The 16,544-nt window shown below is 62.1% G+C and carries 18 protein-coding genes; 5 read left to right on the forward strand and 13 right to left on the reverse strand.

Annotated elements, in window-relative coordinates; all coding sequences use genetic code 11:
- Position 1: 1 nt before the first annotated feature.
- Entirely contained in the window at positions 2-943 is a 942-nt protein-coding gene (locus tag RQH14_RS13200) for a type II secretion system F family protein (protein WP_311213668.1), read from the forward strand.
- A gap of 9 nt (positions 944-952) precedes the next feature.
- Positions 953-1,831: a type II secretion system F family protein gene (locus tag RQH14_RS13205; RefSeq protein ID WP_311213669.1), complete on the forward strand. Its 879-nt coding sequence runs from the start codon at positions 953-955 to the stop codon at positions 1,829-1,831.
- Positions 1,832-1,955: 124 nt separating this feature from the next.
- On the opposite strand, the gene RQH14_RS13210 is transcribed toward RQH14_RS13205, so the two are convergent.
- The 8 genes from RQH14_RS13210 to RQH14_RS13245 all read right to left on the reverse strand — a co-directional run bounded on the left by RQH14_RS13210 (position 1,956) and on the right by RQH14_RS13245 (position 7,245).
- Positions 1,956-2,846 carry a tRNA pseudouridine synthase A gene (locus tag RQH14_RS13210; protein ID WP_311213670.1) on the reverse strand — a complete coding sequence of 297 codons (891 nt, stop codon included), beginning with the start codon at positions 2,844-2,846 and terminating at the stop codon, positions 1,956-1,958.
- A 32-nt stretch (positions 2,847-2,878) separates the two neighbouring features.
- On the reverse strand, positions 2,879-3,439 hold the full coding sequence (rplQ, locus tag RQH14_RS13215) for a 50S ribosomal protein L17 (protein WP_311213671.1): 561 nt from the start codon (positions 3,437-3,439) through the stop codon (positions 2,879-2,881).
- A 66-nt stretch (positions 3,440-3,505) separates the two neighbouring features.
- Positions 3,506-4,516 carry a DNA-directed RNA polymerase subunit alpha gene (locus RQH14_RS13220; RefSeq protein ID WP_136321891.1) on the reverse strand — a complete coding sequence of 337 codons (1,011 nt, stop codon included), beginning with the start codon at positions 4,514-4,516 and terminating at the stop codon, positions 3,506-3,508.
- A gap of 149 nt (positions 4,517-4,665) precedes the next feature.
- Positions 4,666-5,067 (reverse strand): 30S ribosomal protein S11, encoded by a 402-nt coding sequence (gene rpsK, locus RQH14_RS13225; protein WP_014922380.1) that lies wholly within the window; start codon positions 5,065-5,067, stop codon positions 4,666-4,668.
- Positions 5,068-5,118: 51 nt separating this feature from the next.
- Complete coding sequence (gene rpsM, locus RQH14_RS13230; protein ID WP_011775569.1) at positions 5,119-5,496, reverse strand: 30S ribosomal protein S13; 378 nt, start codon at positions 5,494-5,496, stop codon at positions 5,119-5,121.
- A gap of 196 nt (positions 5,497-5,692) precedes the next feature.
- The gene (rpmJ, locus tag RQH14_RS13235) at positions 5,693-5,806 is read right to left on the reverse strand and encodes a 50S ribosomal protein L36 (RefSeq protein WP_011775570.1); all 114 of its coding nucleotides are present in this window, start codon (positions 5,804-5,806) and stop codon (positions 5,693-5,695) included.
- Between the two features lie 72 nt (positions 5,807-5,878).
- Entirely contained in the window at positions 5,879-6,100 is a 222-nt protein-coding gene (infA, locus tag RQH14_RS13240; protein WP_011775571.1) for a translation initiation factor IF-1, read from the reverse strand.
- A gap of 194 nt (positions 6,101-6,294) precedes the next feature.
- Positions 6,295-7,245 carry a P1 family peptidase gene (locus RQH14_RS13245; protein WP_311213673.1) on the reverse strand — a complete coding sequence of 317 codons (951 nt, stop codon included), beginning with the start codon at positions 7,243-7,245 and terminating at the stop codon, positions 6,295-6,297.
- A gap of 392 nt (positions 7,246-7,637) precedes the next feature.
- On the opposite strand from RQH14_RS13245, the gene RQH14_RS13250 reads away from it, so the two are divergent.
- From RQH14_RS13250 to RQH14_RS13260, 3 genes are read left to right on the forward strand one after another with little or no spacing between them, the layout of a single operon-like run.
- Complete coding sequence (locus RQH14_RS13250) at positions 7,638-8,624, forward strand: sugar ABC transporter permease (protein WP_311213674.1); 987 nt, start codon at positions 7,638-7,640, stop codon at positions 8,622-8,624.
- Positions 8,621-9,553 carry a carbohydrate ABC transporter permease gene (locus RQH14_RS13255; RefSeq protein WP_311213675.1) on the forward strand — a complete coding sequence of 311 codons (933 nt, stop codon included), beginning with the start codon at positions 8,621-8,623 and terminating at the stop codon, positions 9,551-9,553. The genes RQH14_RS13250 and RQH14_RS13255 overlap by 4 nt, the downstream gene beginning before the upstream one ends.
- 59 nt (positions 9,554-9,612) lie before the next feature.
- Complete coding sequence (locus tag RQH14_RS13260) at positions 9,613-10,959, forward strand: ABC transporter substrate-binding protein (protein ID WP_311213676.1); 1,347 nt, start codon at positions 9,613-9,615, stop codon at positions 10,957-10,959.
- A gap of 96 nt (positions 10,960-11,055) precedes the next feature.
- Here the strand turns inward: RQH14_RS13260 and map are convergent, their stop codons facing one another.
- The 5 genes from map to RQH14_RS13285 are packed head-to-tail and all read right to left on the reverse strand — an operon-like array spanning position 11,056 to position 16,541.
- Positions 11,056-11,883, reverse strand: a complete 828-nt coding sequence (gene map / locus RQH14_RS13265; protein ID WP_311213677.1) for a type I methionyl aminopeptidase — start codon at positions 11,881-11,883, stop codon at positions 11,056-11,058.
- A gap of 33 nt (positions 11,884-11,916) precedes the next feature.
- Positions 11,917-12,828: an NAD(P)-dependent oxidoreductase gene (locus tag RQH14_RS13270; RefSeq protein ID WP_311213678.1), complete on the reverse strand. Its 912-nt coding sequence runs from the start codon at positions 12,826-12,828 to the stop codon at positions 11,917-11,919.
- Positions 12,825-14,564: a class I adenylate-forming enzyme family protein gene (locus RQH14_RS13275; RefSeq protein ID WP_311213679.1), complete on the reverse strand. Its 1,740-nt coding sequence runs from the start codon at positions 14,562-14,564 to the stop codon at positions 12,825-12,827. The genes RQH14_RS13270 and RQH14_RS13275 overlap by 4 nt, the downstream gene beginning before the upstream one ends.
- On the reverse strand, positions 14,557-15,738 hold the full coding sequence (locus RQH14_RS13280; protein ID WP_311213680.1) for a cytochrome P450: 1,182 nt from the start codon (positions 15,736-15,738) through the stop codon (positions 14,557-14,559). The genes RQH14_RS13275 and RQH14_RS13280 overlap by 8 nt, the downstream gene beginning before the upstream one ends.
- Positions 15,738-16,541: a glycosyltransferase family A protein gene (locus tag RQH14_RS13285; protein WP_311213681.1), complete on the reverse strand. Its 804-nt coding sequence runs from the start codon at positions 16,539-16,541 to the stop codon at positions 15,738-15,740. Before RQH14_RS13285 ends, RQH14_RS13280 begins: the two co-directional genes overlap by 1 nt.
- Between the last annotated feature and the right edge of the window lie 3 nt (positions 16,542-16,544).

Here is a 16,544-nt window from a genome sequence, read left to right on the forward strand (position 1 = left end):
GATGGATTCTCCAGCATTCTTCGTCCTGGCCATCACACTCTGCGTGGCCGCCCTGATTGTCCTGGTAGCCGTTGTCTTGAAACCTCAGAACGGCCGTATCCCGGTCGAGCGTCGCCGGGTCGACCTGCCGCAGGACAGTTCAGCTGTGGGGCGTGTCTCGGAGTCTGCAGTCCGCTTCGTTGATACCGCAATAGGCAAGTCAGGTGGCCCGTTCAATCGAGAGGTGCTCTACAACGCCGGCGTCAAACAGGCACCCGCCGACGTCACCGTAGTGGTGGCCATCGCAACTGTGCTCATTGGTGCCTTCGGCTGGTTCCTGATTAACCCCTTCATCGGTGTCCTGTTGGCTGTTGCCGCTCCCTTGACAGCCAAGTTACTCCTTCTGGTGAAGACAGAAAAGCGCCGCGGCAAGTTTGAAGTGCAATTGACGGACACCATCCAGATGTTGATTGGCGGCCTCCGCGTGGGACACAGCATCATGCGGTCGCTCGAGGCCGCCGCATTGGAGTCCCAAGCTCCCACTTCGGAAGAGTTGGCCCGCATCGTCAATGAGGTCAGGATCGGCAAAGACGCGAGGCAGGCACTTGAGGACAGTGCCATCCGAATGGACAGTGAAGACTTTCGCTGGATCGGTCAGGCCATCCAAATCAACCGGGAAGTCGGAGGAGACTTGGCTGAGGTGATGGAGCAAGTGGCCGGTACCATCCGAGAGCGCAGCGAAATCAAGGGACACATACGCTCGCTCAGCGCTGAAGGAAAGATGTCGGCGGTGATTCTGATGGCGTTGCCCGTGGTTGTTGGCATGGCCATTACCGTAATCAACCCGGGTTACGTCCGCCTGTTCGTTGATCATCCCGTCGGCATCGCGATGATGGTGGTCAGTTGCCTCATGTTCGTCGCCGGCGGTTTTTGGATGAACCGCACTATAAAGATCAAGTTCTAGGAGGCTGCCATGACTCCCGTAGCGTGGCTCATCATCGCCATCATCGTCTTGCCGCTGTCCTACTTTGCTTGGTCATTGGCCACAGTGGACCGCAAAGGCATTGTTGCCATCCAGACAAACCTCGGATCCGGATTCGCGCAGGGGCATGGTGTCACAGTTCAACGCCCGCCCCTTCTGCTTGGTATTGCCCGCAGGCTGACCCCGGGCAGTTACGAAGCCAAACTCGACCACTGGCTTGCCCTCGCCGGCCGGCCACGATCCATGCCATTGACCAAGCTTATTGCCATGAAGCCGGTCCTAGCCGCGGCGGGATCCCTCATCGGAATACTGCTCTTCGTCGTTAGCCCAGGTCCCGGAATGGTGATCCTCGGACTATTTCTTACGGTGTTCCTCTACTTCATCCCCGACCTCCTGATCTACAACACGGGGATCAAGCGCCAGGAAGCCATCAAGCTCGAATTTCCGAACACTCTGGACCAGATGCTGATTTCTGTCGAGGCTGGGCTGGGGTTCGAGTCCGCCATGGAGCGGGCGTCATCACAGGGAACCGGCCCCCTAGCCCAGGAGCTGATGCGCACGCTCCAAGACATCCAGGTGGGCCGTCCACGGCAGGAATCCTACGAGGCTCTGGCCGAACGGTGCACCGTGCAGGATATCCGCAGTTTCGTCCTGGCGGTGATCCAAGCCGACAAATACGGCATCGGTATCGCCAACGTACTACGAGCTCAAGCAAAACAAGCGCGTGTCAAGCGCCGTCAGAACGCAGAAGAGAAGGCTATGAAGTTACCGGTCAAAGTGCTCTTTCCTCTGCTGTTCTGCATCTTCCCGGTGCTGTTCATAGTCCTTCTGGGTCCGGCGGTCATCAGGATCATGCAAGCCTTCTCCTGATCTTGCCCCGCGGGAAATAGACCGGCACTTCGCGGATCCCAGACCACGGAGTGCCACAACGGCCCCCTTCCGGTACCCAGAGCCGGGAGGGGGTCCTCCAACGTCCGGACCCCAACGGGAAAAGCTACGCCCGCCGCGCCCGCGTCAGCTCAGCCCGGGCCAGCATCTCGGCAGCCGAAGGATAGGCAACTTCCTCCAGCACCAAGGGATGCGGCGCAGCAAGCACGGACTTGGCATCCCGCTTTCGTTCCAGGAGGCGTGAGTGCAGCCAGCCCGGGGACTCCAACTCCTCCCCCACCCGCAGCGCAGATCCCACCAAGGACCGCACCATGTTGTGGCAGAAAGCATCAGCCTGAACGGTGGCAACAATGACACCGTCGCTTCCCCGGGAAAAGGAGAACTTCTGCAGCTCACGAATGGTGGTGGCACCTTCGCGCGGCTTGCAGTAAGAACGGAAATCCTGCAGCCCCAGCAAGGCCAGGACACCGTGGTTCATGAGCGACACATCCAGGGGCGCTTTGTGCCACAAGGTGATGCCCCGCAGAAGGGGATCCCACCGTTCGGGACCGTCGGCAATGCGGTAGCTGTACCTGCGCCACAACGCTGAAAAGCGGGCGTCGAATCCTCCAGGCGCCAGACCGGCGTCGTGCACTTCCACGGCACCGGTGAGGTCGCCGAGGATCCGGCTCAAAGCGCCGCGGAGACGCCGCAACAGCGCGACGGCGGGATCGAGTTCATGCCCGCGGGGCAGTGACAACCACTCGGCTTCGGTCAGGTCCAGGTGAACCACCTGGCCGCGGGCGTGGACACCGGCGTCAGTCCTGCCGGCCACCGTGACGCGGATCGGCCGTTGGAGCAGGAGCGCCAGTGCTTCCTCCAGCGAGCCCTGGACAGTACGAAGCCCGGGCTGCAGCGCCCACCCGTTGAAGGGTCCTCCGTCGTAGGAGAGATCAAGCCGCACACGCAAAAACCCGCCGCCCCCCAAAACGGGGGCAGCGGGTTTTCGTTCGTTCATAGACTTAAGTCTACTGCGAAGAATTCAGTGAATTACTTCTTGTCCTCAGCGGCCGGAGCCTCTTCGGTTTCAGCAGCTTCAGCTTCAGCAGCGTCGGCTTCAGCGGCCGGAGCCTCTTCCGTCTCAGCAGCTTCTGCCTCTACAGCTTCGGTCTCAACGACCTCTTCCTCGGCAGCCGGAGCAGCCTTGGCAGCGGCAGAAGTTGCTTCAGCAACAACGGCCTGCTTCGCGGAAACCGGCTCGAGAACGAGCTCGATGACAGCCATGGGAGCGTTGTCGCCCTTGCGGTTGCCGATCTTGGTGATGCGGGTGTAGCCACCATCGCGGTTGGCAACGGCGCCGGCGATGTCGGTGAACAGCTCGTGGACAACGCCCTTGTCGCTGATCAGGCCGAGAACGCGGCGGCGGGAAGCGAGGTCGCCACGCTTGGCGAAGGTGACCAGACGCTCTGCGTACGGCTTAAGGCGCTTGGCCTTGGTGACCGTGGTGGTGATGCGCTTGTGCTCAAACAGAGCAGCTGCCAGGTTCGCGAGCATCAGGCGCTCGTGAGCCGGGCCGCCTCCGAGGCGCGGACCCTTAGTGGGGGTAGGCATAGTTATTTCTCCTGTTGTGTAAGCCGGTCAGGTCCATCGCTGGACCCGGCGGCCAAGATCTGCTGTTTAGAGCTCGTCGTCGCTGAACGCGGCGTCGTCCTCTTCGATGGCTGCGGCGCGGGCTGCGAGATCGAAACCGGGAGGGGAGTCCTTGAGGGACAGACCCAGTTCGACGAGCTTTGCCTTGACCTCGTCAATGGACTTCGCACCGAAGTTACGAATGTCCATCAGGTCAGCCTCGGAGCGGGCAACGAGTTCACCCACGGTGTGGATGCCCTCACGCTTGAGGCAGTTGTAGGAACGGACGGTGAGGTCCAGATCCTCGATCGGCAGAGCCATGTCAGCTGCCAGGGCAGCGTCCGTCGGCGACGGGCCAATCTCGATACCTTCAGCTGCGGTGTTCAGCTCACGAGCCAGACCGAACAGTTCCACCAAGGTGGTGCCTGCGGAAGCAACAGCATCGCGCGGGGCGATAGCCTGCTTGGTCTCGACGTCGACAATGAGCTTGTCGAAGTCGGTGCGCTGCTCAACACGGGTAGCTTCCACGCGGAAAGTTACCTTCAAGACCGGCGAGTAGATCGAGTCAACCGGAATACGGCCGATCTCGGAGTCGCCGGACTTGTTCTGAGCTGCCGAAACGTAGCCACGGCCGCGCTCGATGGTCAGTTCGAGTTCGAACTTGCCCTTCGAGTTCAGTGTGGCAATGTGCAGATCCGGGTTGTGGAATTCGACGCCGGCCGGCGGAGCGATGTCCGCGGCCGTGACGACTCCGGGGCCCTGCTTGCGCAGGTAAGCAACAACCGGCTCATCGTGCTCGGAGGAAACCGAAAGGCTCTTGATGTTCAGGATGATCTCGGTGACATCTTCCTTGACACCCGGAACCGTGGTGAACTCGTGCAGCACGCCATCGATCCGGATGCTGGTTACAGCGGCACCGGGGATGGAGGAGAGCAGGGTACGGCGGAGGGAGTTTCCGAGGGTGTAGCCGAAGCCCGGCTCCAGCGGTTCAATGATGAAACGGGAGCGGTTCTCGGATACAACTTCTTCAGACAGGGTGGGGCGCTGTGCAATGAGCACTTAGGTTTCCTTTCGGCGAGCATCCGCTATATGACGCAACACAGGTGGTGGAAATCGGCTTCGGTTTCCAGCCTGACCAGCCGGGCCATGCTTATGGAGGGTCGAAACTCTCCACAGCAGGCCCGGCCAGTCAGGCAGGGAAGACCTAATTAGACGCGGCGGCGCTTCGGCGGGCGGCAACCGTTGTGGGCGCTGGGGGTGACGTCCTGGATGGAGCCAACCTCGAGGCCAGCGGCCTGAAGCGAACGGATTGCGGTTTCGCGTCCGGATCCCGGGCCCTTGACGAATACGTCAACCTTGCGCAGACCGTGCTCCTGAGCGCGCTTTGCAGCGGCTTCAGCAGCCATCTGGGCGGCGAAGGGAGTGGACTTACGGGAGCCCTTGAAGCCAACCTCACCGGCGGAAGCCCATGAGATGACAGCACCGTTCGGGTCCGTGATGGACACGATGGTGTTGTTAAAGGTGCTCTTGATGTGCGCCTGGCCAAGCGCAATATTCTTCTTATCCTTGCGACGCGGCTTACGAACCGCTCCACGAGTCTTCGGGGGCATTGTTTCTCCTACAGAAAGTTATCGGGGGAAAACCGGATCAATCCCGAGGGATTAACGTCCGGCCTTCTTCTTGCCGGCGACGGTGCGCTTCGGGCCCTTACGGGTACGAGCGTTGGTCTTCGTACGCTGTCCGCGTACGGGCAGGCCCTTGCGGTGGCGCAGGCCTTCGTAGCTGCCGATCTCTACCTTGCGGCGGATGTCAGCGGCTACCTCGCGGCGAAGGTCACCCTCAACCTTGTAGTTGCCTTCAATGTAGTCACGCAGCTGAACCAGTTCGGCGTCAGTCAGGTCCTTGACGCGAACGTCGGCGCTGATGCCAGTGGCAGCCAGGGTTTCGTGTGCACGGGTCTTGCCCACGCCGTAGATGTAAGTAAGCGCAATTTCCAACCGCTTTTCGCGGGGAATGTCTACGCCAGCGAGACGAGCCATAGTGGCGGTACTCCTTGAATAAACCGGAGGTCGTAGGCAGTACACCCACACGTTCCGTGTGGCCCCAGCCTCCGACCGGGGGTTCGCTGACCAGGCTCTGTAATGCAGTCCTGGCACAGCTTGTGCTGCCTTTATTTACTTGCGTGGGCTAGCAACCCAGGTTTGCCCTTGCGGGCGCTGATTCCCGGAAGGGGAATTAGCCCTGGCGCTGCTTGTGGCGCGGGTTCTCGCAGATCACCATGACCCGGCCGTTACGGCGGATCACTTTGCACTTGTCGCAGATCTGCTTGACGCTCGGCTTGACCTTCATGGCGTTCCTTTGCGTGTTTTGCAGTTGATCTGCTGGAGCGGCTTAGGCACTGTTGCCAGGCCGCCCAGCAATTTACTTGTAGCGGTAGACGATACGACCACGTGTGAGGTCGTATGGGCTCAGCTCAACCACTACCCGGTCCTCGGGGAGGATTCGAATGTAGTGCTGTCGCATCTTCCCAGAGATGTGTGCGAGAACGACGTGCTTGTTGGTGAGCTCAACACGAAACATCGCATTGGGCAGCGCCTCAGTCACAACGCCCTCGATCTCAATGACCCCGTCCTTCTTGGCCATATCCTCCGCTAACTGTTGTTTGCCGCCGTCCTTCAGTTAGGCACCGAAGATCCAGCGGACGTTTTTTGTTTGCTTGGCTCCCTTGAACCACGACACTAAAAAGGGCGTGGCTGCACAGACAACCAACAAATAACTCTACGCCAATCAGGCCGGAAAGTTAAATCCGTCCATGGTAGCGCAAGGGTCCCCCGCCGTCACTCCCCTGCAGGCCCGAAAGCCGGGAATTCACCTGCCGCCGTCGAGACACTTTCCGCAGCCCGGACGCCGTCGAGAATTGCGAGCCGCACCGCTTCTGCCGCGGCACTTTGGAGCGATATCAGCGACACTTGCCGCGCCTGTTCAGTACTGCGATCAAGCACGACGGCGCCAGTCGCCAAAGCGAACACGGTATCGCCGTCCGCAAGCGTGTGGGACGGATCCAAAGCCCGGGCCAACCCGGCATGCCCGGCACTGGCAGTCCGCTTGCACTCGGCCACATCCAGGGCAGCATTCGTAGCGACCACCACCAACGTCGTGTTGAGTCCCTGCGGCGGTACCAGCGGGTCTGCAGAGGGTCGCGGCCCCGTCGCGCTGAACACCGGCGCACCCAGCGCATTCACCACAGCAATGGCCCCCACCATCACCCCGCCGTCGAGAGGGATGGACGACGTCCCTATCCCACCTTTGTACTGCCCCCGCTCTATGAGCGCACCCGTGCCGGCACCCACGTTTCCACGTTCGACGGCGGCATGGTCACCTGAGGCGAAGGCTGCGGCGGCTGCCTGGTAGCCCATGCCGGCGTCGGGCCGCGCTTTCACGTCACCGCCCCGCCCGAGGTCGAAGATGGCGGCCGCAGGCACAATCGGCACCACGGTCCCGGGAACAGCGAACCCCCTGCCCTGCTCCTCACACCACAGTTGGGCACCCCCTGCCGATGCCAGCCCAAAGGCGCTGCCCCCGGTCAGCACCACGGCATCCACGGTTGATACCAGGGTGGTCGGATCCAGTGCGTCGGTCTCATGCGTCCCTGGGCCTCCCCCGCGCACATCCACAGACCCCACGGTCCCCACGGGAGGAAGTACAACAGTCACCCCGGACAGCCATCCACCCCCCACCCTCTGCACATGCCCAACCCGTATGCCGGCAACATCGGTGATCGAATTCATGGCTCCATTCTCCACCTGCCCGCCCCGCGCTTTGAAGGCCAGCCGGGGTGCGACCCGGCAGCGCGCGTCTAAGGTGGGCCCACGACGGCCGGGTTCCCTGGCCGAGCTTGCGAGGTAAGGGGGCCGTTGGGGAGGAACGACCGAGCGCGCCGAGGGTTGGACCCCGGCTGGCCCCGCCAGCCGGGGGCGGTGCGGCTTCAAGTGGGAGCCCGGCCTCGAATACGAACAAGCGAGTAACCCCGAGTAAACGGCTTGGGAAGTGTAAGACAACTATCGGTACGCACCACGGATTCGGCCCATTCAGCCGCTGTGGCTGTGGTGAGCTAGGCCTGTCTTCGCCGCCCCGGTCCGGGAGCTGGCGCCCCACGTTCGCCCGAAAACGTTAGTGACCCATGACTACCCGACAGATTCACAGCAGCACCGCGCCGGCAGGCAGGCCGGACTCCAAGCCACCGTCCCCACCGATTGAGGCAGCCCAGCACCCTCCGGTGAGAAGGCGATGGTCAGGCCGCAGCCGTAAAGATTTCCTGGTTTTCCTTGCCATGGCGTTGCCGAACTTAGTGCTGATCGGCACCTTCACGTACTGGCCCCTGATCAACAACATCTATTACTCCACGTTGGATTGGACGCTGGGTTCGGCGTCGGCCACGGTGGTGGGGCTGCAGAACTATGTCACGTTTTTCACCAGTGAGGATGCGTCAAAGGTTCTGGGGACCACGGCAGTCTTTACGTTGGTAACCGTTGGTGGCTCGATGGTTCTTGGGTTGCTGGTTGCCCTGGCCTTGAACTCGAAGGTTCGGGGAACCACGTTTGCAAGGTCCGCGGTGTTTGCCCCTTACGTGCTGTCCGGGGTGGGCGTTGGCTTGGTGTGGCTGTTCATCTTCGATCCCGGCTACGGCGTGCTGGCGTGGATTCTTCGGGGAATGGGCCAGCAGAGCCCCCAGTGGATCAACGATCCCCAGTTGTCGTTGGTGATGGTCATCATCGTCTACGTGTGGAAGAACCTGGGCTATTGCGCCGTGGTGTACCTCGCCGGTTTGCAGTCCCTTCCCCGCGACGTGATGGAAGCTGCAGCGCTTGATGGGGCCAACAGCGTGCGGAGGTTCTTCAACATCTCCATGCCGCTTCTTTCTCCCACGACGTTCTTCCTGCTGATCACCACCATGCTCAGTTCTTTGCAGGCCTTCGATCTCATCCGCATCATGACTCCGCTGGGCAATGGCACCAGCACGTTGATCTACGAGGCGTATTTGCAGGCGTTCGGCGCCTATAACCGGGCCGGCTATTCGGCCGCGATCTCGGTGATCCTCTTCGCCATCCTGCTGATCATCACGGTCCTCCAACTGCGGTTCGTTGAGCGAAAGGTCCACTACTCATGAGCGCACCGTCACCAGCCGCCGTCGTGCCTTCCCCACAAGACGCACGGCAGGACGCCAAGCAGGAGCCGCAGCAAGCTGAGCGGCCGCGGCCCTTCTCCAGCGCCAACCTGCTCCAGACTGTGGCAACGGGGTACGTCCCCTTGATCATTGCCACGCTGGTGGTGTTCCTGCCCTTGCTGTGGATGCTGTTGAGCTCCTTCAAACAGCCGGGCGAGATTGTCACCATGGATCTGAAGATTCTGCCGGAGTCCCTGAACCTGGAGAATTACGCCACGGCGATGACCACCGTCCCGTTTGCGCAGTTCTTCGCCAACAGCCTGATCGTGACTGTGATCGGTTCATCCATCAAGGTCATCCTGGCCATCCTGACCGCCTACGCCTTGGTGTTCGTGCGATTCCCGTTCAAGAACGTGATCTTCGTGCTGATCCTGGTAGCCCTGATGGTCCCGGCCCAAGTGTCCATCCTGCCCAATTACATCCTCATTGCAGGAATGGGCGGAAAGAACACGTTGTGGGGCATCATCCTCCCCGGCCTGGGCACGGCATTTGGCACGTTCCTGCTGCGCCAGCACTTCCTGACGCTGCCGCCGTCCATCCTGGAGGCCGCGGAAATTGACGGAGCCGGACACTGGCGGAGGCTCTGGCAAATCATTGTGCCGGTCTCGGTACCGTCCATCGCCACTGTGGCGTTGGTGACCGTGGTCAGTGAATGGAACGACTACATCTGGCCGCTCATCATCACCGACCGCCCCGAGACCATGACGCTGCCCGTGGGCCTGACGTTGCTGCAGAACTCAGAAGGCAACGGGGCAGGCTGGGGAATCCTCATGGCCGGCGCCGTGCTGGTGATCGTCCCCATCCTGCTGGTGTTCGCAGCACTCCAGCGCTACATCGTGGCCGGCCTGACCCAAGGAAGCGTCACCGGCTGATTTTTCCCTCCGCACCATTCGCATCGAAATACCTAGTGAAGTTATTGAGAGGAAGCACCATGCGTACCAACCTTGACCGCCGACATTTCCTGGGCCTGGCCGGACTTGGCGCCGGAGCAGCGGCACTGGCCGCCTGTGGCGGGCCTTCGACGGCGGGCACGGCAGACGCCGTCGACACCGCAGCGATCGATTTCAGCGGCGTGAAGCCGGCCGCCTCCATCGACTTCTGGACCAACCACCCCGGCAAGTCGCAGGACGTGGAGAAGGCGATCATTGAGAAGTTCCACGCCAAGTTCCCCGACATCAAGGTCAACCTCGTCACGGCCGGGGCCAACTATGAGGAGATCGCCCAGAAGTTCCAGACCTCGCAGGCCGCCAAGACGGGCCTCCCGGCGCTGGTTGTCCTCTCTGATGTGTGGTGGTTCCGCTACTTCTCCAATGGCAGCATCATCCCCATCGATGGACTGGTGAAGCAGCTGGACATCAAGATCGACGACTTCCAGAAGTCGCTGGTGGACGACTACAAGTACGACGACAAGCAATGGGCGCTCCCCTACGGCCGGTCCACGCCGCTGTTCTACTACAACAAGGACCATTTCAAGGCTGCGGGCCTCCCCGATCGCGCACCGGCCACGTGGCAGGAGTTCGCGGAGTGGGCCCCGAAGCTCAAGGCCACGTCCGGGGCACAGTACGCCTACATTTACCCGGCCCTTGCCGGTTACGCGGGCTGGACCTTGCAAAACAACCTGTGGGGTTGGGGCGGCAGCTGGTCCAAGGAATGGGACATCACCTGCGATTCGGCCGAGTCAGTTGCGGCCTTGCAGTGGGCGCAGGATTCCATCTACAAGGACGCGTGGGCTGGCGTTTCCTCCAAGGAAGCCGCAGACGACTTTGCAGCGGGCATCACCTCGTCCACCATTTCCTCCACTGGTTCCTTGCTGGGCGTCCTGAAGGCAGCCAAGTTCAACGTTGGCGTCGGCTTTCTTCCGGGCGGCCCGGAGGTGCCCAGCGGGGTCTGCCCCACCGGCGGTGCGGGCCTCGGCATCCCGAGCGGCATCACCAAGGAGGAGCAGCTTGCTGCGGCCACGTTCCTGAAGTTCATGACCGAACCCGAGAACACCGCCGCTTTCTCCGCCGCAACCGGGTACATGCCCACCCGCCTTTCGGCCGATATGTCCGCTGTTCTCGCCGCGACACCGCAGATCAATACCGCCATGGACCAGCTCCCCGTGACCAAGGTCCAGGACAACGCACGTGTGTTCCTGCCGGGCGCGGACCAGGAGATGGCCAAGGCCGCTGCAAAGATCCTCACGCAGCAGGGCGACGTCCAGGCAACCATGACCGAACTGAAAAAGACGCTCGAGGGCATCTACACCAAGGACGTGAAGCCAAAGCTGAAGGCTTAATGCCCGGCTCGCATGACAAGAGCCGGGCTGCTTCTGCAGCCCGGCTCTTGTGCTTCGGGGTGTAAGGCCCCAGGTCTTACGGGATGGGTACAGGTATTACGGAATCGGTACAGGCACGACGCCGAGCGGCGCCAACTGCTCGGCGCCTCCATCCGGGGCGGACAGGACCCAGATGCCCTTTTCGTGGACGGCTACAGAATGCTCCCACTGGCAGGAACGCTTGCCGTCAGTGGTGACAACGGTCCAGTCGTCGTCGAGGGTGGCGGTTTCGATGCCACCGCGCACCAGCATGGGTTCGATGGCCAGGCACAGGCCGGGGCGGATCTTCGGGCCGCGGTGGCTGGTCCGGTAGTTCAGCACATCCGGAGCCATGTGCATTTCGGAACCAATGCCGTGCCCAACGTAGTCTTCCAGGATGCCCAAGGGCTTGCCCTGGACCGAGGATACATAGTCATCGATCGCGTTGCCGATGTCTCCAACGAACTTTCCGTTGGCGAGGGCGGCGATGCCACGCCACATGGCAGCCTCAGTAACGTCGGAGAGCCGCTGGTCTTCGGGATCGGCGGTACCCACGATGACCGTACGCGCAGAGTCTGAATGCCAGTCGTCCACGATGCAGCCGCCGTCGATGGAAATGATGTCGCCATCGTTGAGGACCTTGGTCCCAGGGATGCCATGGACCACTTCCTCGTTGACGGAGGTGCAAATTGTGGCCGGGAAGCCGTGATAGCCGAGGAAGTTGGACTTGGCTCCGGCGTCGTTGAGGACTGCGGCAAAAACATCGTCCAGGTCTTTGGTGGTGACGCCCGGCTTGGCCGCCGCAACTGCAGCGTCAAGTGCACGGCTCAGGACCAGCCCGGCTTCCTGCATCTTGCGCATCTGCTCGTTGGTCTTGTATTCAATGCGGGGCTGACCGAACGCCATGTTCTCCTCTGGAAGGTTTGCGGATGGAGCCGATCAGGCTCCGTGCTTGAACCATTTTCCCGCATCCGAGACTGTGGTCGAAATTGGCTCGATTCCCAGCTCGCGCCGGAGGCGTTCCAAGCAGTAGGTTCGCTCCCGCCCGAGTTGGCTGACCGCATAGCGTGTAAGCCGTGGGCTCCGCCCGCCCGCCCGGGAAACCGCCTCCGAAATACCCGCCAAAGCCATGGCCGCGGGCTCGGGAAGGTACCTGATGTCCACGTCGTGAAGTCCAGAGGCGTCAAGAACCTGGCGCAGCACTCCACCCAATTCCACAGGCTCCGCGTCTCCCACGTTGATGGCACCCCAGATTTCCGATCGGCAGGAAGCCAGGACGGCTTGTGCCAGATTATCCACGTGCGTCAATTGATGTTTCACCTGGGCATGTCCGACACTCAGCAAATGGCCTCGCCTGATGTTGTTGATCAGACGTGGCAGAAGCGTTCGGTCCCCCGGCCCGTAGACACCGTGCGGCCGCAATGCCACGGCATTGCCATGGCGACGCGCTTCGACGTCGGCGAGCGCCTTGCTGCGTCCGTAGGCATTCAGGTGGTGCGTGGCTACCTCGTCCTCAGCCCGGTTGACGCATGCTTCCCACCATGGATAGACGCTGGAGCTGGAGATGTGGACCAGGCGGGTTCCGGCGAAAGCCTCGGATACGGCCCGGGTGCCCAGGACGTTGGCCCGGTGGAAGAGGGAAGAAGCACCCCAGTCGGCAACGTGTGCTGCCGCGTGCACCACCGCGTCAACGGCGGGAAGCCGCGCTGGGGGCAGTCCGGTCAGGTCCCAGTAATTCAGGCCGGGTCCATGCTGCCTTGCGAAGCGGACCACCTCCCATCCTTGGGCCTCCGCGGCGCTGGCCACGGCTCCGCCGATGAATCCCGTGGCTCCCGTGACTGCGATCCTCACTGCGCTCCCGCTGCTTCTGCCTCTGCCTCTGCGCGTGACGCGAACTCCCGCCGCAATGCTGCACGGTCAGGTTTCCGGTGCCGGCCACTGGACGGGATGGACTCCAGGACTTCAATGTGGTCCGGGAGCGCGGATTCGTCGATGAGCCTGGGGAGCTCACGGGCAAGCCGCGACTTCACCAGGGCTGCACTTTCGCCAGCCACAGAGACGACGGCGAGCCACACTGCCTCGTCTCCGACGGCATCCGGGACGCCTATCATCACTGCTTGCCGGACCCCGGGGATCCCGGCAATGACGGGCTCGTAGAGTGCCGGGTAGATGTTGGTTTTGCCTCGGATGATCATGTCCTTCTTACGCCCGATCATCACCAGCCTCGGCGCCCCGTCGCTGCCGTGGTCCACCCGGACCAGATCTCCCGTGGCGTGTTCCACCATAGGGTCTTCGCCCAAATAGCCATGGCACACATTGGGACCGCGGACCAACAGTTCGTGGTCTTCAGCCACCCGGATTTCGACGGCGGGCAGCGGCTCCCCCAGGAAGTCACCTTCACCTGTACCGTCGGGAGCCTTTACCTCAGCTTCTGCACCTGACGCGAACGCCAATTTCTCGTGTCCGTCGGCAATGGCGATCGGAAGCGCTTCCGTCATGCCGTAAATCAGTTTGAACTCGATGCCCGAGAGCAGCTGCATGGCCCGTTTCAAAAATGGAGCCAGAATCGGCGCCGCTCCAAGCATGACTGTCCTTAGCGAAGGTGGCAGCTTGACCGTTCCTTCCTCGATCGAATCCAGGATGGGCGCCAACTGTGACGGCACCAGGAAAAGGTGAGTGGCGCCGTCGTACGCTGTCTTTTTGCCGGCCACAGGCCCAAGTTCGCCCACAAGCCGGAGAGGATCGATGTGGGCGGAGAATCCGTACGCGGGCATGGTCCAGTGCGCACCGGCGATGAGTGCAGGCAGGCCCATCATGAGTTGCTCCGAGTGGACCCTGTCGCCTTCCCTGAAAGTGCAGCGCGTGGTGAGTTGTTCAAAGCCCGCGGCGAGCGATCCCCGGGTGTGGATCACGCCTTTGGGAGCGCCGGTAGTCCCTGATGTGAAGATAATGACGGCTTCCTGTGAGGATGCGTTCTCCGAGTCGACGGCCTTGTGGCTATCCCACGTTGCCGTCCTTGTCGTCGCCAGGGCCTTCACCGGAGAGGCGCCCCGTGGCACACCAGGCAGCCACGGTCCCGCGTAGTAGTGGCGGACATCCATGGCGCCATAGTCCGGGAGAAGCAGCCCTCGCCGCCGTGCGAGGGGACGGAGCGGGCTCTTGGTGCTGAGCGCATACAGGAGGGACTCGGAGGCTGCCCACTGCGGGGACGCGAGCCCTGCACGGTCCCGAAAGAGTGAAGGACCGATCCCCGGGTCAATAAACACCACCGATCCACCTGCCCGCACGGCCCCCAAGGCCAGGATGAACGCCGCTGGGCTGGGACGTACGGAGAACAACATGCGCTCCCCGAGGCCGAATCCATCCTTCTGGAGGCTGAGCGCCGTCGCCTCAATCCCGTCCACCAGCTCACGGTAGGTAATGGTCTGTCCGGCTTTCACAGCCTCCGCGCCACGCCCGCCCCTGATGCGGCGTGCTTTGCCTGGGGCTGTGATGGCCGGGTGCTCCGGAAACCGCTCCGCTGCCGCGTACACGGCGGCGATGAGGTCGGCAGTGCCCACTGACTGCTCTACTGTCTCCTCAGGCATTCGCAAGCTCCAAACTCTTGTATCCCGGAATGAGAACACCCCTGCTGACGCGGCGGCTCGAGATGGTCCAGGGTTGCTGAAGATACCGGTCCAGCAGTATTTCCAACGCTGCGTTGATCTCGGCCACGGCCAACGGCATGCCGATACAGAAGTGCGCTCCCGCTCCAAACCACAGCTGGCGTGCTTGCGGGGGCATGGCCTCTGCCGGGTCGAAGCCGCGGAGGCTCTTAGCGGCATGGACGGTGGACAGCAGTATCCTGTCGCCGGCCCGGACCGCCGTCCCACCAATGACCCCGGGCGCCACTGTATCCCGCAGCATCATGGGCGATGGCACCGTGAAGCGCAGGGCCTCATTGACCGTGGCAGGAAGAGCTGAGCGATCGCTGGCCAGATCCTCAATCCTTCCACTGTCCGAAAGCAGCGCCACCAAGCGCGGAAGGAAAGAGACCAAGGTTTCGGTTCCCACCATCACGAAAGCACTGATGATGCCCATCGCTTCGTCCTCGGTCATTCCGAGTTCCCGGAGCCTGCCGGGAAACGTCCCGGGGTCGCTCTCCCGGTAGGCCACCCTGGCCGGTCCTGCCAGGATTCCGACGGCGGAACGCCCCTTCGCGATCTGCCGCACCGTCAAGGTGGGACGCCCCAACCGGACGAGCGAGGAAATGGAAGAGCCCAGATTGAACAGTTCCTTGTTGGGAAGTCGCCCCGGTGCATCGTCGGGCACTCCCAGCAGCCGGGAAATCACTCCCCCGGCCAGGTCCTTGACGCATTCCACTACGTCCACCGGGCGTCCCGCGTCCAGTTCCCTGGCGATTCGTGTCTCGAAGGCGGATGCCGCTGGCTCCACTATCCCGGCTACCGATCGCGGTGTGAACAGATCACCCAGACGCTGCCTCAATTTCTTGTGCTCTTCGCCATCCATGTTCACCAGGGCCTTGGGACCCACTACAGGAGTCCACAGCGCACCCGAACCCGAGGGGCCATTCTTGATAAACCTCTGCTGATCCATGAGAACCTCACGAACCAGGCCGGCTTCGCTGACCAGCACCCCGAGTCCCGGCAGCTTGACCACTGGACGGAGGCTCCCCAGCCCTCGAATCATGGGATAGAGCAGCGGGTGGGCGCCCAGGTGGATGCGTCGCTCCCAACGCTCAGCTGTGGTCGCGTCCGTCATCAACGGATATCCACGTGCTCAGGACGGTATCGGTGGTCTGCGTACCAAGCCAACGTGTTCTTTAAGCCCCAGGCCTTGACGCGCCGTGAGGAACCGAACACTACAACATCACGCCGCAGGGCATAGTTCCGCGTCAGCTTTCTCACCTGGTTGGACAGGGCCCGGTCCTCATGGAGGTCTTCGATGCTGGAACGGGGGAACCCGCCGGAGCGGTGGTACATATCAGCGGTGATGGCCATGTTGCACCCCGGGAGCATCTGGTACGGACCCAGGTATCCCTCGCCCTTATTGCCTGGACGAATACGGCCAAAGAATGAGGCCACCTCCACCGCGAGCAACATCATCCGCCGTTCGCCGGCGCTGATCCCCTCATCCAGCCTGGGATTAAGCTGACCAGCGATCAGTTCCAGCCCGTCATCGAACGCAGCCATGATCCTGGCAGTCCAGTCCGGGGCTGCGAGGCAATCGGAATCGGTGCGGGCAAGCCATACTGCTCCGTGCTCCACACCGAAGCGCATCCCCGTGTCCGCAGCCGCCCCGGTACCCTTCTGCCCTTCGACCAGCAGCCGGATGTCCATTCCGGGATGTTCCGCGGCGAATTCCGCCACAATGCCACAGCTGTTATCAGTGGAACCGTTGTCCACCACCACCACTGTGAAGTCCTGGTGCTCTTGGGCCGCCAGGGACACCAGTGTCTGACGTACCAGTTTCTCCTCGTTCAACATCGGAACGGCGATGCACAGCGACTTGGTGGGAGCGCTGCTCGCCAGCCTTGTGCTGACCGACTCCGGCTGTGTGTTCATGGC

Origin of the sequence: Arthrobacter sp. WCS2018Hpa-7 (genome assembly GCF_031843805.1) — a bacterium.
Classification (GTDB): Bacteria; Actinomycetota; Actinomycetes; order Actinomycetales; family Micrococcaceae; genus Arthrobacter.